Genomic DNA, 18,046 nt, shown 5'->3' on the forward strand with positions numbered 1-18,046 from the left:
TGGGAGGCTGCTATGAGGCAGCGGAGAACACCATGAAGATCTATCTGCTGATCATGCTGATGGGCGCGCTGTTCACGGCGATTCGCTTCACCGCAGCACAGGACCAGCAGTCGAACTCGCTTCCCCAGTAAATCTTCAAGCTGTTCCCAACGGCAGCACCGCCCTCCCAGCAAGCACGTCCCGTAACTCTTTTTTAGGCACGCGTGACTCCTCGTTGAGCATCAGGCTCGGCAGGATACGGGTCGGCGCCCTGCCGCCTTTGATGGCGCGGACCAGCACGCGGATCGCAGGCTTCTCCGGGTCGCCATGAACCGGCAACACCGAGAGGCTGCCGAAGCCGCGTGACAGCGCTGTCAGTACGTCTGCTATCCCATCTGCGCGCCAGATCAAGGTCAGCGCACCACCGGACTTGAGAATGCGCCGCGCTGCATGCACCCAGGCATGCAGCGTCTCCGCCGACGCGACATGGGCGACGTGACGCGCCTGGTCCGGAGAGCCGCGATGGCGCACGGCATCGTTGAAGGGCGGATTCATCAGGACAACGTCGACACTATCAGGCAGAAGGCCGCTTGCCGCGAAGCTCTCTGCACCCGCCGTGACGTCGAGTACGATCGCCTCGACTTCAATCACATTCGCAGCCGCGTTGGCGCCCGCAAGGCTGGCAAGCTCCGGATCGATCTCGACCAGCACCAGGCTGATCCCGGGGACGCGACGCGCCAGCGCCAGCCCCGCCGCGCCGACGCCAGCACCGAAATCGACGGCGCGGTCGCCTGCCTTGGCCGCGGTCGCCGCAGCCAGCAGAATCGCATCGTGCCCGGCGCGGTGGCCGGACCGCTTCTGCATCAGCCGCAATTGCCCGTCCAGGAACGCGTCCTCGGTGACCTCATCGACGTTCGGGGCGAGCTCAGTCATCGCCGCGCAATTCGTGGCTGAGGCCGGCCTCGGTCAGGAGCTGCCGCGCCTCGCTGGCGTCATCCTCATGGACCAGGATCCGCCGTGGCAGGATGCCGAGCGAGCCCTCGATGATGCTCATGTTCTGATCCAGCACCAGGTGGTGGATATTGGCGCCGTCGAGCAATGCGCCGATCGCCGACACCAGCACCATGTCGTTGGTCCGAACCAGTTCGCGCAAAACGAGCCTCCTGCCTGACCCGGGGTGGGCGGAAATGTCAATGGTTCCGCGGCACTTGCCGCGTCCGCCCGCAGTTTCTATTGTCTTGTCGTCAGAATAGCCCTTCCCGGGCAAATATTGGAGACCGGCGTGGCCGTAATCGTACCTTTCGAAACTCCCGGCGCGTCGATCGAAGAGCTGGTTGCCCTTGTCGCCCCCGACATGGAGCGGGTCAATGCGACCATCCTGTCGCGGACCGGCTCCGAGGTGACCATGATCCCGGAGGTCGCCAACCACCTGATCTCCTCCGGCGGTAAGCGCCTGCGGCCGATGCTCACCCTCGCCATGGCCAACCTCGCCGGCTACACGGGCGACGGCCATATCAAGCTCGCCGCCTCCGTCGAGTTCATGCATACCGCAACCCTGCTGCACGACGACGTCGTCGACGAGAGCGAGATGCGCCGCGGCAAATTGTCGGCGCGCATGCTGTGGGGCAACGAGGCGAGCGTTCTGGTCGGCGACTTCCTGCTCGGACAAGCCTTCCGCATGATGGTCGAGGTCGGCTCGCTGCGGGCGCTCGACATCCTCTCGGCAGCGGCTGCGACCATCGCCGAGGGCGAGGTGATGCAGCTTGCGGCCGCCAAGAACACGGCGACCACCGAGGACGAATATCTCGCCGTGATCCGGGCCAAGACCGCAGAATTGTTCGCGGCCGCCTGCGAGGTCGGACCCGTGCTCGCCAACCGCCCGAAGGCCGAGCAGACTGCCTGCCGCTCGGTCGGCATGAATCTCGGCATCGCCTTCCAGCTCGTCGATGACGTACTCGACTATGGCGGCAAGAGCGCCAAGCTCGGCAAGAACACCGGCGACGATTTCCGCGAGGGCAAGATCACGTTGCCCGTGGTGCTCGCCTTCCGCCGCGGCAATGACACCGAGCGCGCCTTCTGGATACGGGCGCTGGAGCGCGGCGAGATTGGGGACACCGATCTCGATCACGCCATCGGGTTGATGAACAAGCACCGCGCGCTCGAGGACACGCTGAGCCGCGCCCAACACTACGGCGCGATGGCCGTGGATGCGCTGGCGCTGTTCCCGCCCTCGCCGATGAAGAGCGCGCTGGAGCAGGTGGTGGCGTTCTGCCTCGCACGGTCGCACTAGCGGCCTCCCGCAAATGATCGACGCGAATTACTGGCTGTTCCTCGCCGCCGCCCTCGTCATTGCGCTCGTTCCCGGTCCCGGCATCTTCTACGTCGCAGCGCGGACCTTGTCGGAAGGGCGAACAAGCGGATTCGCCTCGACTGCCGGCACGGCGCTGGGCGGCATGGTCCATGTGGTCGCCGGCAGCCTCGGCATCTCGGCGATCATCCTTGCGAGCGCCGAACTCTTCGCCGCCGTGAAGTTCGTGGGCGCGCTGTATCTCGTCTGGCTCGGTATCCGGACCTTCCGCAGCGCGGGCCAGCTTCAGTCGCTGGAGCGCGAGCCCGTCGGCGGCAAGCGCGCCTTTGGCGACGGCGTGCTGGTCGAGGCGCTGAACCCGAAGACCGCGGCGTTCTTCCTGGCGTTCATCCCGCAGTTTCTCGATCCGTCCGTCGCCAGCCCCACGCTGCAATTCATTCTGCTCGGCGCGATCTCGGTGACGCTGAACACGCTCATCGATGTCGTCGTCGTGCTGATGGCCTCCCTCACCCGCACGCAACTGATCGGCCGACCGCGTCTCATGCAGCGTCTCACCCAAGGCTCCGGCGTTTTCATCGCAGGTCTCGGCCTCTCCCTCGCGCTGGCGAGGCGGCCGGTGCAGAGCTAGGTCGTGGCATGATGCTCGCTCCAATGAGTCGCTTCTACGAGTCTCATGGCCTGCGGCTGCATTATGCCGATTGGGGCAATGAGGGCGCGCCAGTCGTCATCCTGGTCCATGGCGGCCGCGATCATTGCCGGAGCTGGGACGTCATCGCGCGCGCGTTGCAGTCTCGTTTTCACGTGCTCGCGCCCGACCTTCGCGGCCACGGCGATTCCGACTGGACCAAAGGCGGCAGCTACGCGCTGACCGAGTATGTGTACGATCTGGCACAGCTCGTCCGGGCCACCGCCGCGCCACAGGTGATCCTCGTCGGCCATTCGATGGGCGGCATGGTGAGCCTGATCTATGCGGGATCGTTTCCGGAGCAGGTATCGGCGCTGGTGGTTCTCGACGGCGTGACCGTCTTGCCGGATGCGCAAAAGGCTCCCACGCACGAGCGCATCACCAAATGGGTCGGCCAGCTCGACAAATTGCATGACCGCGCACCGCGCTCGTACCGCACGATCGAGGACGCTGCGGCGCAGATGAGAACTTACAACAAACGCCTGTCGCGCGAGCTGGCGCTGCACCTTGCAACGCACGGGGTGCGACAAAACGACGATAGCACCTATCGCTGGAAGTTCGATCCCTACCAGCGCGTGACGGCGCCGCAGCGGCTATGGCCAGATGATCATGTCGCGCTCTGGGCGCGTATCGCCTGCCCGACGCTGCTCCTGAATGCCGATGAAAGCTTCCTCGCCGGCTCCAGGGCGGCAGGGCTGGAGCGCTACTTCCAGAAGGCGCGCGTCGAAATGGTCTCCGGCGCGGGACACTGGCTGCATCATGACCGGGCGCAAGAGGTGCTCGACGCGATCAGCCGGTTTCTCGGGGTCACCGAGGGCGGAGGCTTGGCTCAGCCGCGGTAGGGTGGGCAAAGGCGCGACAGCGCCGCGCCCACCATGCATCCAGATCGGGTAATGGAAGTGGTGGGCACGCTTGCGCTTTGCCCACCCTACGACGGCTCTGCTTAACTCAGCGTCCCCGCATGCACCCACCAGTCGGGGTGGTCGCGGCGGATCGTCTCGGCTGCGGCATGCGCCTCGGCAGGTCCGCCGAAGATCGCAAAGCAGGTCGCGCCCGAACCCGACATACGGGCGAGCTTGACGCCGGCACGGGCGCGCAAAGCGTCCAGCACCTCGCCGATCACCGGCTCGATGCGCATTGCGGGGGCCTCGAGATCGTTGGCAACGGTCGAAAGCACGTCGACCCAGTCGGCGGTCGAGGCGCCTTCCCCCGGCCAGGCCGGCGCTTCGAGGACGTCGGTGGCGCCGACCAAAAGTTCACCATTGCGCAGGCCCAGCGCCTGGAACACGTCCTTGGTCGCCACCGGGACGCGCGGGTTCACCATGACGCTGGGCATGCTCGGCAGCATCAGCGGCAGGAGCTGCTCGCCGACCCCGGTCATGTCGCAGGCGCGCGACAGCAGGCACACCGGCACATCGGCGCCGGTCGCAAGCGCGACCTCATGCAAGCGGGGATCATCGAGCGAGAGATTGTTGAGGCGCGCGAGCAGGCGCATTGCCGCCGCAGCATCCGCCGAGCCGCCGCCGATACCGGCTGCGACGGGCAGCACCTTGTCGAGCGCGAAGGCACCGAGCTTCAGGTTCGGCACGGCCTCAGTGAGAAGCCTTGCCGCCTTGAGCACGAGATTGTCGGCGGTCTCGCCGCAGGCTGCAGCCAATGGGCCCGTGGTGGTGAGCTTCAGCTCTTCGCCCGGCTCGAGCACAAGACGATCGGCGCAATCGGCGAATGCGACAACGCTTTCGAGATCATGATAGCCGTCGGTGCGACGGCCGACGACGCGAAGGCTCAAATTGACCTTCGCGCGCCCTTCTTCAATCAACGCCGACATCGGCGACCAACCCCCAAACTCTCATTTGCGCATGATCTCCGCGCAAACGCTACGCGGTTGTCGCGAGGGAAAACCGTTGCACACCTTTCCGGATCATGCGCGGCCCGATCAGCCGCCCTTGCCGTCGTCCTTCTTCTTCTCTGCCTGCGCGGCCGAAGAGTTCGAATTGTCGTCGGTGAGACCGTTGGCGATCTTGGCCTCGATCTTCGGCAGATCGTCCGGCTCGGGTTTCAGATCGCGCGCGTGCGACCACTGGAATTTGGCCTCCAGCGTGCGGCCGATGCGCCAATAGGCATCACCGAGATGGTCGTTGATGGTGGGATCCTCGGGCTTCAGGTCGATCGCACGCTCGAGGTTCTTCACCGCCTCCTCGTAATTGCCGATGCGGTAGTAGGCCCAGCCGAGCGAGTCGACGATGTAGCCGTCGTCGGGACGCTGCTCGACGGCGCGCTTGATCATCTTCATGCCGTCGTCGAGGTTGACGCCCTGGTCGATCCAGGAATAGCCAAGATAGTTGAGGACATGCGGCTGGTCGGGCTGGAGCTCGAGCGCCTTCTTCATGTCGGCTTCCGCCTTGCCCCACTGCTTGGAGCGCTCCTCGCAGATGCCGCGGTAGTAGTACCAGACGCTGTTGGACTTGTCGGCGCCGGCAGGCAGCACCTCGATGCCTTGCGAATATGTCGCGCCGCAATCACCGAACTTCTTGCGACCGCGCTCGATATTGCCGAGCGCCATGATGGCTTCGAGATCCTTGGGATCTTCCAGGACCACGGATTTGAGGATCTTGATCGACTCGTCGGTCTTGTCGGCGGAGTCGAGATCGACCGCGAGCTGGATCTGCGCGTTGCGCTTCAACGGCGAGCTCGCCGGCACGCGCTCATAGATCTTGATCGCCATCTGCGGCCGCTTCACCGATTCATAGAGGTCGGCGAGCGAGAGCAGCGCGAGCGGATGGCTCGGCTGGAGATACAGCGCGAGCTGGAGATAGACCAGCGCAAGGTCCTCCCCGCCGCGGCGGGTCAGCGTAGCACCGATGCCGTAGAGCGCTTCGGCCGCACCTGCTTGCGCGGAATCGATCAGCGGCGGCATCTTCTTGCCGGCGCGGGCCTCGCGCAGGCCTTCCTGGATCAGCGGATGACGGGCGAGCTTCTTGTCGAAGGCCTCGTAGACGGTGGTCGCGGCGGCCGCATCCTTGTTGCGCGACAGCCAGCGCGCATAGGCTTCGGTGATGCGCAGCATGGAATCGTCGAGCTTGTAGGCGCGCTCGAAGCGGACTCCGGCGTCCTTCTCCTTGCCGGCGAGTTCGAGGATCAAGCCCGCATGGAGATCCTTGAACAGCGGATACCATTCAGGGCCGGTCAGCTTGTCGATGCTGGAGACGGCGGCCTTCGAGTCGCCCGCGCCATAGGCGGCCCAGCCGGACAACAGCGTCGCAACGAGATCGGTGATCGGCCCGCGGATCGACTGGTTGATGTTGCTCTGGGCGGTCGCGTATTTCTTCATCTTCAGGTCGTGCACGCCGACGACGAGGCGCGCGACGCGGTTCGACTTGTCGATGGTCAGGATGCGCTCGGCGAGCTTGACGGCTTCGTCGATGTCGCCATCTGCGACGGAGGAGATGAAGGCGCGGTCGAGCAGCTCGTTGTTCTTGGGATCGGTGCGCAGCGCCGAGCGGTAGAAGGCGGCCGCGGACGAGGCGTCGCGTTCGACGCTGGCGTGGCGGGCGGCGAGATAGCTGCCCGCGCCGGTGAGCGACTTCAAATCGTTCCGGGTCGGAAACTGCACCGCGGTGTCGGCTGGATGATCCGGCGTCTGCGCCAGGACCGCGCCGGGGACCGCCACGATCGCAGAACCGGCAAGGGCGATGGCAGCAGCAGTCCAGCGGTTGAAACGATTTGAAAACATCAGGGCTCGCCTTAAGTTTGGAAAGTCGGGGTCGTCTCGCTTGCAAACGCGACCGGTAGCATCGGGACCCGGAACCGTCATGGCCGGGAACAATGCCGCTTTTGGCGCCCAATCGCAAGGATTCGGCGGGGTTTTCGGAAGCCGATTCGGCGCTCGCCCGTTACCGGCCCAGTCCGCCCCAAGATCCTGCCCAAGACGCTTTTACTATGGCCTTATCGTGGCCGCGGACGGCGATCCGTGGTCACCGCTCCCTCACGCAATCGTGCGGCAGTTTGCCCGAATCCTACATGGCCTCGTAGTTCGGGCCGCCGCCGCCCTCCGGCGGAACCCAGGTGATGTTGCCGTTCGGATCCTTCACGTCGCAGGTTTTGCAATGGACGCAGTTCTGGGCGTTGATCTGGAAGCGCGGAGCCGCGCCCTCCTCCACCCATTCATAGACGCCGGCCGGGCAGTAACGGTTCGAGGGGCCGGCAAAGATGTCGTGTTCCGAGGTCTTCTGAAGGTTCATGTCGGCAACCCTGAGATGAACCGGCTGGTCCTCTTCGTGGTTGGTGTTGGACAGGAACACCGACGAGAGCTTGTCGAAGGAGATCTTGCCGTCGGGCTTGGGATAGTTTTTCGGTGCGTGGCTCTTCGCCGGATCGAGCGTGGCGCGGTCGGGCTTGGCGTGCGACTGCGTGCCGAACAGCGAGACACCGAACAGCGTGTTGCACCACATGTCGAAGCCGCCGAGCGCGACACCGAGCACGGTGCCGAACTTCGACCATAGCGGCTTGACGTTGCGCACCAGGAACAGGTCCTTGCCGACCGGGGAAGATCGCCATGCATTCTCATATTCGGCGAGCTCGTCATTGGCACGGCCCGCGGCGAGCGCGGCGGCGACATGCTCGGCAGCGAGCATGCCCGAGCCCATCGCGTTGTGCACGCCCTTGATGCGCGGCACGTTGACGAAGCCCGCGGCACAACCGATCAGCGCACCACCGGGAAAGCTGAGCTTCGGCACCGATTGGTAGCCGCCCTCGGTGATGGCGCGCGCGCCATAGGCGAGCCGCTTGCCGCCTTCAAAGGTGCCGCGGATCGAGGGATGGGTCTTGAAGCGCTGGAACTCATCGAACGGCGACAGATAGGGATCGTCGTAGTTGAGATGCACGACGAAGCCGACGGCCACGAGATTGTCGTCGTAATGATAGAGGAAAGAGCCGCCGCCGGTCTTCATGCCGAGCGGCCAGCCGAAGGAATGCTGGATCATTCCCTTCTGATGCTTGGCCGGATCGATCTGCCAGACCTCCTTCAGGCCGATGCCGAATTTCGCCGGCTCGCTCTTGGCATCCAATGCGAACTTGGCGATGAGTTGCTTGGTGAGGCTGCCGCGGGCGCCTTCGGCGAACAACGTGTACTTGCCGAGCAATTCCATACCGCGGGTAAAGGAGTCCTTCAGCGAGCCGTCCTTGGCGATGCCCATGTCGCCGGTGGCGATGCCCTTCACCGTACCGTTCTCGTCGTAGAGCACCTCGGCAGCCGCAAAGCCCGGGTAGATTTCGACGCCGAGCGCTTCGGCTTTCCGCGCCAGCCAGCGACAGACATTGCCGAGCGAACCGATGTAGCAATGATGATTGTTCATCAGCGGCGGCATCATGAAGTTCGGCAGCTTGATCGCGCCGCCCGCCGTCATCCAGTAGAAGCGGTCGTCCTTGACCTCTGTCTTTAGCGAGCAGTCGGGATCATTCCGCCAGTCGGGAATAAGCTTGTCGAGGCCGGCGGGATCGATCACGGCGCCTGAGAGAATATGCGCGCCGACTTCCGAGCCCTTCTCCACCACGACGATGTTGAGATCGGCGTTGAGCTGCTTCAGCCGGATCGCGGCCGACAGGCCCGAGGGGCCGGCGCCGACGATGACGACGTCGAATTCCATGGATTCGCGCGGAGGAAGTTCTTCGGTGCTCATCTGATCTCAGCCCTTGAGACGGTCCTTGGTCGTTTGCGCCCTCTTGTTTCCGATTTTTCCGGGCAGGACAACCTCGGAAATGCGTTTCGCTGGGATGCAAGGCCCCCTAAACTGACCTAAATGTCATAAGTAGCCATGATCAGCGAACCCGCCCCCACCGTCCGCGAGCTGCTGGCCTTCTATCTGGAGGCCGGCGTCGATTGCGCGCTTGCCGAGGAACCGATCGATCGCCTGGCCGAGCCGGAGGCGCCGCCCCCGGCCGCACGCGCGGTTCAGCCGGTCGAAGCGCCGAGGCCCATTGCAGCGCCGGCCGTGATGCGCGGCGAGGCTGCGCCCGCGCCTGACGTTGCGATCGCCTCGGCGCGCGAGGCCGCGCGGACCGCACCGACGCTGGAGGCGCTACGCGAGCTGATGCAGAATTTCGACGGCTGCGCTTTGAAGAACACCGCGACGCGGCTGGTGTTCGCCGACGGCAACCCGCAAGCGCGCATCATGTTCGTCGGCGAAGCGCCGGGTCGTGATGAGGACATCGAAGGACTGCCCTTCGTCGGGCGCTCGGGAAAGCTGCTCGATCGCATGATTGGCGCGATCGGGCTCGATCGCAGCAAGGTCTATATTGCCAACGTCATCCCGTGGCGGCCGCCCGGCAACCGCACGCCGACGCCGCAGGAGACGCAAACCTGCCTGCCCTTCATCCAGCGCCAGATCGAGCTCGTGAATCCCGACGTGCTGGTGACGCTCGGCAATCCCTCGACACAGACGCTGCTCTCGACGCGCGAAGGCATCATGCGCACGCGCGGTCGCTGGTTCGACTACGACACGGGCGAGCGCGTCATCCGCGCGCTGCCGACATTCCATCCGGCCTATCTGCTGCGCTCGCCGTCCTACAAGCGGCTGGCCTGGCAGGATCTGCGCGCGATTGCGAAAGTGCTGGCGGGGTAGCTCGCACTCGTGTCCCGGCTGTGCGGAGAGATAGGCCCCGGCTCAGCAGCGCAGCATTTCATGCCGCGCTGCGTCCGGGGCACGAGAGCTCCTCACGTCCCCTTCGGGCGCACGATGGCCCAGCCGATGCGCAGCAGCGGCTGACGGCCGTTCACCAGCCATTCGAAGGCGCGCGGCACTTCGGGCACGATGCCGGGGAAGCGTTTGGCGATCTCCGGCGGCGGGGTGCCGGCGGTATCGGAGGCGCGCCAGACCACGACGCCGCCAGTCTCGCTGAACCTCGCCGGTGTGAACCAGGGCGTGCGCTGCGGCTCGGCGTCGATGAGCAGATGTGGCCGGCCGGAATGCAGCGCGATCAGGCTCGCAAGCTGCGTCTCGCCGGCGACCGCGCGCAGACGCTGGTTGGTGCGGCGAGCAAAGCTGTCGTCGAAAAAGTCCGAGATCGCACGCGCAGGCATCGAGGTCGTGATCTCGCTGGTCCCGGCCCAGGGCATCAGGAGAACCGCCAGCACGATGCCCGCAGCGGGCGCGGCGACGGCGGCCGCCCACACCGTGCGCAGCACGCGGGCGCGGCGCATCGCGATCAGGTCGCCGGCGGCGACGATCACGGCGAGGCCCGACATCAGCAGTACGAGGCCTGCCCCGCCCGCCACGCTATCGAGCCCGAGCAGGCCGGAGATCAGGACCGCACCGAGCGCGGGCGCGAGCGCAAAGAAGTAGACGAAGTTGCGCGCCAGCGGCTCGACCGGCGGCCGGTAGATGATGGGCGCGTCCTCGCTCTTGCCGGCGAACCACGTCGTGTTGAGGAAGGTCAGCACCGGAATCGCAACCGCGCCGAGCAAGAGGCCGCCGAACAGCCAGGCTGTGTTGATCGTACGTAGCTTCAAATCCTCAAGCTGCGGCAAGGCCGGCATGGACAGCGTCTCGGCACGCATCAGCCAGATCGCATAGGGTAGGACCAGCACGGCAACGACGACGAGCGCATAGATCGGATCGAGCACGCGCAGCGTTTTTCGGCCGCCTTCGGTCGCGACCGCGAAGATGACGAGCAGCAGCAACAGACCAATGGCAGCGGGCGTCGTCAGCAGCAGCAGCCCGGCGGCGATCGACCAGGCGAACCAGGCGTTGCCGCGGCGCTGGCCGATCAACTGCCAGGAGTGCAAGAGGAGCAGCGCCCAGAGCGGGCGCGCCAGCACCATCGGACCGAAGTCGAGCGCGGGCGAGGAGAACGCCAGCACCGTCATGGTCAAAAGCACGGCGAGCACCGCCTGCTGCGTGCCGACCACCGCGCGCGCCAGATGATAAAGCGCGATGAAGGTCGCGATCTCGCAGAGCTCGGCCAGCACATAGACGCCGATCATGTGGTTGCCGGCGGCGCGATAGGCGATGTCGGCGAGCCAGAAGGCCAGCGGCGGCCCGAGCCCGGTGCCGACCTGATATTCGCGGCCAAAGGCAAGCAGCGTGGCGAGATTGCCGGGTGGGCTGCGATAGAAGATCAGCGCCACGAACAGCCACATCGCGGCCTGGAGCAGCACCACGATCCACACCACCAGCCGCGGCCGGGCGCGGATCAGCTCGATGACCAGGGAGGTAAACCGCATGCAAGGTCCGAAATGATGCAGCCAACCCGTCCAAGCCGGCGCGTCCATGTCTGATAAAGCGCGCTGCGCGCCGTGGCAACCAACTCGTCTCCCTCTCCCCGTTCTTACGGATAGAGGTGAAACCCGCCGCTAGAGATTGGCCGAAACGTCGACCGGTACCTCTGCCTCAACCTGCACAACCGCCTCATCCACGGCCGTGAACAGGTCGCGCCCGGGTTCGACCGTCCAGGGCATGTGCTTCTCGCGCGCCGCGACGACGGGGGCGAAGAAGCTGCGGTGGTGGATCGAGGGACCGAGGCGGTCGAGCGCGTTCAGGTGCTCCGGTACGGCGTAGCCCTTGTGCTGCTCGAAACCGTAGCCCGGACAATCGGCTGCCAGTGCGCACATCAGCCGGTCGCGCGTCACCTTGGCAATGATCGAGGCGGCCGCGATCGAGAGCACCAGGCCATCCCCGCCGATCACGGCCTCGCAGTCGCAGGCCGTATCGAGCCTGTCGCGACCGTCGACGAAGACGTGGCGGGGCGACTCTGGCAGCGCCACCACCGCGCGCTTCAGCGCCCAGAGCGAGGCGCGCAATATATTGTCGCGGTCGATACGCGCCGGCGAGGCGACGGCGACCGAGACCTGCGCGGTTGCGCAGATCTTGTCGAACAGCTTTTCGCGCTCCTCGGCCGTCAGGCGCTTGGAATCGTCAATGCCTCGCGGGATCCGGTTTGGGTCGAGGATCACGGCGGCCGCCACCACAGGCCCGGCCAGCGGCCCCCGTCCCGCCTCGTCGCAACCGGCAACCGGCCAGACGCCGCGCTTGATCAACGCGCGCTCGCGGCGAAAGCTCGGCGGCGCGATGGTGATGATACCCTTGGCGGCCTTTTCGGCGCCCTTAGGTTCCTTCGCGGCCGCTTTGGGCTCTTTCTTCGCGGCTTTCCTGGCCGGCTTGCTGGCGGACTTGTCCCGAATCATGGCCGCGATCGTGCGCACGCAGGTCCGGCCTGCGCAACCGGGAACCTCGGATATTCCCGTTATTCAGACCCGCCTGAGTCAGAACAGGCTGAGCTGCTCGCCGCCGCGCTTCGGCTTGGCGAAGTGATCGGTGGTCAGCTTCGACCTGCGCTTGTTCAGACCTAGCCGCTCGCAGGCTATCTCGAAGCGGCGACCGATGGTCCAGGCCATTGGACCGGTGCCCTTCATCCGCTCGCCCCATTTCGAGTCGTAGTCGCGACCGCCGCGCATGTCGCGGATCAGGGTGAAGACGTGGCGGTAGCGATCCGGGTAGTTCGCCATCAGCCATTCACGGAAGAGGTCGCGGACCTCGAGCGGCAGCCGCAGCAGCACATAGGAGGCTTCCTTGACGCCGGCATGCGCGGCCGCATCCAAGATGCGTTCGATCTCGGAATCGTTCAGCGCAGGGATCACGGGAGCGACCATCACGGTCGTCGGGATACCGGCCTCCGTAAGCTGCTTCAGCACCTCCAGACGCTTGGGCGGCGTGGAGGCGCGCGGCTCCATGGTGCGCGCCAGCTTCGGATCGAGCGTCGTCACCGAGATCGCGACCTTGGCGAGGTTGCGCTTGGCCATGCGCGAGAGGATATCGATGTCGCGCGTCACCAGAGCCGATTTGGTGACGATGCCGACGGGATGGCCGGCGCTCTCCAGCACCTCCAGGATGCCGCGCATGATTTTGCGCTCACGCTCGATCGGCTGATAGGGATCAGTGTTGGTGCCGATAGCGATCATCCGCGGCTCATAGCCGGTCGCGGCAAGTTCCTTCTCGAGCAGCGCCGGCGCCTCGGGCTTGGCGAACAGTTTCGACTCGAAGTCGAGCCCAGGCGAGAGCCCGAGATAGGCGTGGGTCGGCCGCGCGAAGCAATAGACGCAACCGTGCTCGCAGCCGCGGTAGGGATTGATGGAACGGTCAAAGCCGATGTCGGGGGAGTCGTTCCGGGTGATTACCTTGCGCGAGTTGTCGACGGCCACGGTGGTCTTGAACGGCGGCAGTTCCTCGAGGCTCTGCCAGCCGTCATCGAAGGCGACGCGCGCCTCGGCCTCATAACGGCCGCTGGCGTTGGATTGGGCGCCCCGCCCGCGCCTGCGCTCGCGGTCGATCGCGACGGCAAGCTCAGGAAACGCGGAAGGCGCACCCGCCGGCTCGGAGGGCGCCGTGACCGGCGGGTGCTTGAGGGCATGAGAGGATGCTCGACTCATGAAACCAAGATAGCACGCGATCGGAACAAATCAAGAACAAGAACGTAAAAGCCGCAAAACAACCCCATGCAAAGTAGCCGCCCAAACTTAGCGCACCGAATTTTGACCTCGCTCAAGGGTTGCCGGCCGCGTTGCCGTTTGATGCCGCCGGTAGAAACGGGATCGATCGCCCGGGAACCGGGTTGGTGACGGTCGTCGCAACAAGGGCAGCCCATCATGACAAGCCAACAACAAGCGCGCGCCAGCGGAGGCGACCTCGACCTGCTCGATCGCTACTGGCGCGCCGCCAACTACTTATCCGTCGGACAAATCTACCTTTTGGACAATCCGCTGCTGCGCGAGCCGCTCCGCCCCGAGCACATCAAGCCGCGCCTGCTCGGCCATTGGGGGACGACGCCGGGGCTGAACTTCATCTATGCCCATCTGAACCGCGCGATCCGCACGCTCGATCTCAGCGTCCTCTATATCTGCGGCCCCGGCCATGGCGGCCCGGGCATGGTCGCCAATACCTATCTCGAAGGCAGCTATAGCGAAATCTATCCAGACATCGGGCGCGATGCGGACGGATTGCGCAAGCTGTTCAGGCAGTTCTCCTTCCCCGGTGGCATTCCGAGTCACGCGGCGCCGGAGACGCCGGGCTCGATCCATGAAGGCGGCGAGCTCGGCTACGCGCTGGTGCACGCCTATGGCGCCGCGCTCGACAATCCCGAGCTGATCGTCGCCTGCGTCGTCGGTGACGGCGAGGCTGAGACAGGGCCGCTTGCCGCGTCCTGGCATTCGAACAAGTTTTTGAATCCTGCGCATGACGGCGCGGTGCTGCCGATCCTGCATCTCAACGGCTACAAGATCGCCAACCCCACCGTGCTCGGACGGATGCGCCACGGGGAGATCCGCGATCTGTTCCGTGGGCTAGGCCACGAGCCGCTGTTCGTCGAGGGTGATGATCCCAAAACGATGCACAGGATCATGGCGGACGCGCTCGACGTGGCGCTGGCGAGCATCCGCTCGATTCAGCAGCATGTGCGCGAAACAAAGACCACGATCGAGCGGCCGCGCTGGCCGATGATCGTGCTGCGCTCACCGAAGGGCTGGACCGGACCAAAGGAGGTCGACGGGCTGAAGGTCGAGGGCTTTTGGCGTGCCCACCAGGTGCCGGTTGCCAATTGCCGCGAAAATCCGGCGCATCTGAAAGTGCTCGAAGCCTGGATGAAGAGCTACGCGCCGGAGGAGCTGTTCGACCCCCACGGCACGCTTGTTCCCGAATTGCAGGCCCTCGCCCCCACCGGCGACCGCCGCATGGGCGCAAATCCGCACGGTAATGGCGGGCTGCTGAAGCGCGAGCTGAAGCTGCCCGATTTCCGCAACTTTGCCGTCGAGGTGAAGCAGCCGGGCAAGACGGTCGCCGAGGCGACGCGCGAGCTTGGCAAATTCCTGCGCGACGTCGTCAGGCTGAATGCGGATGCCCGCAACTTCCGCATCATGGGCCCGGACGAGACCGCGTCAAACCGGCTTGACGCCGTATTCGAGGCGACCGAACGGGTCTGGATGGAGCCGACCGAGCCTTATGACGTCCACCTCGCCCAGGATGGGCGTGTCATGGAGGTCTTGAGCGAGCATCTCTGCCAGGGCTGGCTCGAAGGCTATCTGCTCACCGGACGCCACGGCTTCTTCTCCTGCTATGAAGCCTTCATCCACATCGTCGATTCGATGTTCAACCAGCACGCCAAATGGCTGAAGGTATCGCGCGAGCTGACCTGGCGGCGGCCGATCGCCTCGCTCAACTATCTCTTGACCTCGCATGTCTGGCGCCAGGACCATAATGGCTTCAGCCATCAGGATCCCGGCTTCGTCGATCTCGTCACCAACAAGAAAGCGGACATCGTCCGCGTCTATTTCCCGCCGGACGCCAACACGCTGCTGTGGGTCGCCGATCACTGCCTGCGCACCTATGACCGCATCAACGTGATCGTTGCCGGCAAGCAGCCCGCGCCGCAATGGCTCACCATGCAAGATGCGGCGACGCATTGCGATGCCGGTATCGGCATCTGGACCTGGGCCGGCACGGAAGATGCCGATGGCGAGCCTGACGTCGTGATGGCCTGCGCCGGCGACGTGCCGACGGTGGAAACGCTCGCAGCGGTCGATCTGTTGCGGAAGGCGCTGCCCGATCTGAAGATCCGCGTCGTCAACGTCGTCGATCTCATGACGCTGCAACCGAAGGAGCAGCATCCGCACGGCCTTTCCGATCGCGATTTCGACTCGCTGTTCACGCACGACAAGCCGGTGATCTTCGCCTATCACGGCTATCCATATCTCATCCATCGCCTGACCTACAGCCGCGCCAACCATGCCGGCATGCATGTGCGCGGCTTTGCCGAGGAAGGCACCACGACGACACCGTTCGACATGGTCGTGCTCAACGAGCTCGATCGCTATCATCTGGCAATCGAGGCGATCGAGCGCGTACCTGATCTCGCGACGAAAGCCGCGCAGATCAAGCAGCAGTTCCGCGATGCCCTGCTCAAACATTCGCGCCACGTGCGCGAGCACGGCGAGGACATGCCGGAGATCCGCGACTGGGTGTGGCCGAGCGGTGCGGGCGGGACGACGCGGGCTTAAAACGCGATGAGATCAAGACGATTAGCCATCTTGGGGACACCTCTCCCCAGCGGGCCGAGCCGCTCAGTCCCGAGTCCTTCGGCGCCTCTCATTTCTGTCCGACGCAGGTCCGTGCCGGAGCGTCCGCAGGACGGCAATGAAGAGCAGCGCTGCGACTGGCCAATGAAACCAGATTCTGTGCAGACCCGTGAAAACATTGATCAGAATCAGAAAGGCCGAAACTGTGAGAATTGTTGCAACGGGGCGAGGCAGGATCGCCCAACGATCCGAGATGAAGCTCATCCAGTTGGACGGCTCGTATCGGCCGCGAATCGTTTGAGCACCAGCTTCCGAGCCTGCAGCCGCTCCAACCTGAGGAGCAGGGCTTGCGCCACCTCGCCCAACGGCTCCGCCGCCCAGGGTCACCCGATAGGTGGTTACGGGGGCCACGTTCTTCATCTGTTGCTGGCCGAGACAGTCAAAGCCAAGAGATAATTTGTTGTGCACCTGATCGTAGACGGAAGCGGAGATCACGACGCCACCGGGCTCGGCGAGTTCTTGCAGCCGCGCCGCGATGTTGACCCCGTCGCCAAAAATGTCGGAACCATCCACCATCACATCACCCAGATTGACGCCGATGCGAAACCGCATCTGGGGCGCGTGAGGTGGTGGGGCCGAATTCTGACTGGAAACTTCCTGCTGAATCTCGACCGCGCATTGCACGGCCTCGACCACGCTGGCGAACTCGGCGATCACGGCGTCGCCCCATGTATTCACAATCCGCCCGTCGTGGCGCTCCACCAATCCTGCAATGGCAGTGCGGCAGCGGCGCAGCATCTCCAGCGTTCCCGCTTCGTCCGCTCCCATCAGGCGAGAATAGCCGTGCACATCCGCGCACAGGACAGTCGTCAGCCGCCGTTTCACCTTGTCCTCAGTCATCGACCATATGGTATCTTACTGACCGCCGAATGCACTAGGCATCGACCGGCGCGACAGCGGTTAGTGGCGTTCATGACCATCGCGTCCTTTGCTGCGCCTGCACAAAAGTCGTCGCTGTCGGAACAACACAGTACGTCCCTTGTTCTAATGAGTTCCGGCGAGGATCTGGATACAGCCGATCACGACCTCGATCACGATCAGCACCACCACAGCCACTTCGAGGCGCAGTGAACGCTGCGTGTCGATGATATCGGTCAGCGCGTTCGCGGTCCCGGAAATCGCGGCAAGCTTGCGCTCGAGCGTGTCGAGGCGCTCCTTCAATTCATACTCGTCCTCGAGCCGCGAATAGAGGCGGTCGAGCCCGGGTTTCTCCCAGAGCACGTCGGGCTTCTCCGCGACGGCGACACGGCCAGCGACGCGCTGCTGCACCAGCAGCGCGTTGCCGATCAGTTGCAGGATTCCCTTGCGTCGGCGCGGCGTGCGGCCGCGCTGAGCAAGCTCGCGCGCAAACGGCTCGATGACGTCGAAGACGGCGGCGACGCGGCGCTCGTCGCGGGCGAGCGCCGTGCTCTTGGCGAGCGCATCAGCGATGAGAAGCAGCCGGTCGTCGGAGAATTTGCTGATGCAGATCGGTCCGCCCGGCTGGATCACTTCGGCGTTCTCGTCGTTGCAGAGCTGCGCGTGCGCGGTCTCCTCCTCGTAGGGGCTGAACTCACCAATCACGCGCGGCTTCAATGTGTCGATCAGGACCTTCTCTTCGGAGGGCAAGAGGCCGATCAGCACCACGACGCCGTAGCGAAAGATCACGGCGAGTCCGGCGTGGACGCGGAACGCAACCGGCGTCGACGACACCAGCGTTCCGATCTCCAGGCCCGCCGCATTGATGCGGTCGCCCAGCATCACGGCACGGATCCGCAAACCAGGTGCCGCGTCCGCCCTGGACGGTGCTGCAGTTACGCCAACAGTCAGTTGATCGGCATTCACACGAATATCCTGCTTGGTATCCTGCTTGGCGTTACGGTGAGGCGGTAGGCGACTGTGCTGGAGCCAACGAAGAGCTCAAGATCGCGATCGCAGATAATGCAGCATATTCGCCGCGCTCACATCTTCGCGA

15 protein-coding genes are annotated in these 18,046 nt (G+C 64.8%); 5 read left to right on the forward strand and 10 right to left on the reverse strand.

The features are described 5' to 3' along the window. Positions 1-135 precede the first annotated feature (135 nt). Both Q3C01_RS24405 and Q3C01_RS24410 read right to left on the reverse strand, forming a co-directional pair. A complete protein-coding gene (locus tag Q3C01_RS24405; RefSeq protein WP_458147846.1) occupies positions 136-912 on the reverse strand; it encodes a tRNA1(Val) (adenine(37)-N6)-methyltransferase in 777 nt (258 codons plus the stop codon). Next, on the reverse strand, positions 905-1,132 hold the full coding sequence (locus tag Q3C01_RS24410) for a putative signal transducing protein (protein ID WP_027524291.1): 228 nt from the start codon (positions 1,130-1,132) through the stop codon (positions 905-907). The genes Q3C01_RS24405 and Q3C01_RS24410 overlap by 8 nt, the downstream gene beginning before the upstream one ends. A gap of 129 nt (positions 1,133-1,261) precedes the next feature. On the opposite strand from Q3C01_RS24410, the gene Q3C01_RS24415 reads away from it, so the two are divergent. The 3 genes from Q3C01_RS24415 to Q3C01_RS24425 are packed head-to-tail and all read left to right on the forward strand — an operon-like array spanning position 1,262 to position 3,814. Then, positions 1,262-2,269, forward strand: a complete 1,008-nt coding sequence (locus Q3C01_RS24415) for a polyprenyl synthetase family protein (protein ID WP_027524290.1) — start codon at positions 1,262-1,264, stop codon at positions 2,267-2,269. Between the two features lie 13 nt (positions 2,270-2,282). Further along, positions 2,283-2,915 (forward strand): LysE family translocator, encoded by a 633-nt coding sequence (locus Q3C01_RS24420; RefSeq protein WP_458147847.1) that lies wholly within the window; start codon positions 2,283-2,285, stop codon positions 2,913-2,915. Positions 2,916-2,926: 11 nt separating this feature from the next. Beyond that, on the forward strand, positions 2,927-3,814 hold the full coding sequence (locus Q3C01_RS24425) for an alpha/beta fold hydrolase (protein ID WP_458147878.1): 888 nt from the start codon (positions 2,927-2,929) through the stop codon (positions 3,812-3,814). 101 nt (positions 3,815-3,915) lie between these two features. Here Q3C01_RS24425 and Q3C01_RS24430 read toward each other — a convergent pair whose 3' ends face one another. The 3 genes from Q3C01_RS24430 to Q3C01_RS24440 all read right to left on the reverse strand — a co-directional run bounded on the left by Q3C01_RS24430 (position 3,916) and on the right by Q3C01_RS24440 (position 8,650). After that, positions 3,916-4,800 (reverse strand): 4-(cytidine 5'-diphospho)-2-C-methyl-D-erythritol kinase, encoded by an 885-nt coding sequence (locus tag Q3C01_RS24430; RefSeq protein ID WP_458147848.1) that lies wholly within the window; start codon positions 4,798-4,800, stop codon positions 3,916-3,918. A 108-nt stretch (positions 4,801-4,908) separates the two neighbouring features. Next, on the reverse strand, positions 4,909-6,705 hold the full coding sequence (locus tag Q3C01_RS24435; protein WP_458147849.1) for a tetratricopeptide repeat protein: 1,797 nt from the start codon (positions 6,703-6,705) through the stop codon (positions 4,909-4,911). A 283-nt stretch (positions 6,706-6,988) separates the two neighbouring features. Further along, positions 6,989-8,650, reverse strand: a complete 1,662-nt coding sequence (locus Q3C01_RS24440; protein WP_458147850.1) for an electron transfer flavoprotein-ubiquinone oxidoreductase — start codon at positions 8,648-8,650, stop codon at positions 6,989-6,991. Positions 8,651-8,785: 135 nt separating this feature from the next. Between Q3C01_RS24440 and Q3C01_RS24445 the strand changes: the two genes are divergently transcribed. Continuing rightward, the gene (locus Q3C01_RS24445) at positions 8,786-9,592 is read left to right on the forward strand and encodes a uracil-DNA glycosylase (RefSeq protein WP_458147851.1); all 807 of its coding nucleotides are present in this window, start codon (positions 8,786-8,788) and stop codon (positions 9,590-9,592) included. A 92-nt stretch (positions 9,593-9,684) separates the two neighbouring features. Here the strand turns inward: Q3C01_RS24445 and Q3C01_RS24450 are convergent, their stop codons facing one another. The 3 genes from Q3C01_RS24450 to Q3C01_RS24460 form a co-directional block, all read right to left on the reverse strand. Continuing rightward, the gene (locus Q3C01_RS24450) at positions 9,685-11,193 is read right to left on the reverse strand and encodes a glycosyltransferase family 39 protein (protein ID WP_458147852.1); all 1,509 of its coding nucleotides are present in this window, start codon (positions 11,191-11,193) and stop codon (positions 9,685-9,687) included. A 129-nt stretch (positions 11,194-11,322) separates the two neighbouring features. Then, positions 11,323-12,153 carry a ribonuclease HII gene (locus Q3C01_RS24455; RefSeq protein ID WP_458147853.1) on the reverse strand — a complete coding sequence of 277 codons (831 nt, stop codon included), beginning with the start codon at positions 12,151-12,153 and terminating at the stop codon, positions 11,323-11,325. Between the two features lie 78 nt (positions 12,154-12,231). Beyond that, positions 12,232-13,395, reverse strand: coding sequence for a PA0069 family radical SAM protein (locus Q3C01_RS24460; protein ID WP_458147854.1), 1,164 nt, complete (start codon positions 13,393-13,395; stop codon positions 12,232-12,234). Positions 13,396-13,611: 216 nt separating this feature from the next. Between Q3C01_RS24460 and Q3C01_RS24465 the strand changes: the two genes are divergently transcribed. Then, positions 13,612-16,014: a phosphoketolase family protein gene (locus Q3C01_RS24465; protein ID WP_458147855.1), complete on the forward strand. Its 2,403-nt coding sequence runs from the start codon at positions 13,612-13,614 to the stop codon at positions 16,012-16,014. Between the two features lie 63 nt (positions 16,015-16,077). Here the strand turns inward: Q3C01_RS24465 and Q3C01_RS24470 are convergent, their stop codons facing one another. Together Q3C01_RS24470 and Q3C01_RS24475 are read right to left on the reverse strand one after the other, a co-directional pair. Continuing rightward, complete coding sequence (locus Q3C01_RS24470; protein ID WP_458147856.1) at positions 16,078-16,932, reverse strand: adenylate/guanylate cyclase domain-containing protein; 855 nt, start codon at positions 16,930-16,932, stop codon at positions 16,078-16,080. A 144-nt stretch (positions 16,933-17,076) separates the two neighbouring features. After that, positions 17,077-17,916, reverse strand: coding sequence for an RMD1 family protein (locus tag Q3C01_RS24475; protein ID WP_458147857.1), 840 nt, complete (start codon positions 17,914-17,916; stop codon positions 17,077-17,079). Between the last annotated feature and the right edge of the window lie 130 nt (positions 17,917-18,046).

It is taken from the genome of Bradyrhizobium sp. UFLA05-109, from assembly GCF_054185165.1.

What these genes read in the sequence shown, in the direction of transcription:
- Q3C01_RS24460 (WP_458147854.1), bottom strand. Translation starts at nt 13,395, where the DNA reads ATGAGTCGAGCATCCTCTCATGCCCTCAAGCACCCGCCGGTCACGGCG.
- Q3C01_RS24470 (WP_458147856.1), bottom strand. Translation starts at nt 16,932, where the DNA reads ATGACTGAGGACAAGGTGAAACGGCGGCTGACGACTGTCCTGTGCGCG.
- Q3C01_RS24455 (WP_458147853.1), bottom strand. Translation starts at nt 12,153, where the DNA reads ATGATTCGGGACAAGTCCGCCAGCAAGCCGGCCAGGAAAGCCGCGAAG.
- Q3C01_RS24405 (WP_458147846.1), bottom strand. Translation starts at nt 912, where the DNA reads ATGACTGAGCTCGCCCCGAACGTCGATGAGGTCACCGAGGACGCGTTC.
- Q3C01_RS24440 (WP_458147850.1), bottom strand. Translation starts at nt 8,650, where the DNA reads ATGAGCACCGAAGAACTTCCTCCGCGCGAATCCATGGAATTCGACGTC.
- Q3C01_RS24425 (WP_458147878.1), top strand. Translation starts at nt 2,927, where the DNA reads ATGCTCGCTCCAATGAGTCGCTTCTACGAGTCTCATGGCCTGCGGCTG.
- Q3C01_RS24430 (WP_458147848.1), bottom strand. Translation starts at nt 4,800, where the DNA reads ATGTCGGCGTTGATTGAAGAAGGGCGCGCGAAGGTCAATTTGAGCCTT.
- Q3C01_RS24450 (WP_458147852.1), bottom strand. Translation starts at nt 11,193, where the DNA reads ATGCGGTTTACCTCCCTGGTCATCGAGCTGATCCGCGCCCGGCCGCGG.
- Q3C01_RS24435 (WP_458147849.1), bottom strand. Translation starts at nt 6,705, where the DNA reads ATGTTTTCAAATCGTTTCAACCGCTGGACTGCTGCTGCCATCGCCCTT.
- Q3C01_RS24445 (WP_458147851.1), top strand. Translation starts at nt 8,786, where the DNA reads ATGATCAGCGAACCCGCCCCCACCGTCCGCGAGCTGCTGGCCTTCTAT.
- Q3C01_RS24465 (WP_458147855.1), top strand. Translation starts at nt 13,612, where the DNA reads ATGACAAGCCAACAACAAGCGCGCGCCAGCGGAGGCGACCTCGACCTG.
- Q3C01_RS24420 (WP_458147847.1), top strand. Translation starts at nt 2,283, where the DNA reads ATGATCGACGCGAATTACTGGCTGTTCCTCGCCGCCGCCCTCGTCATT.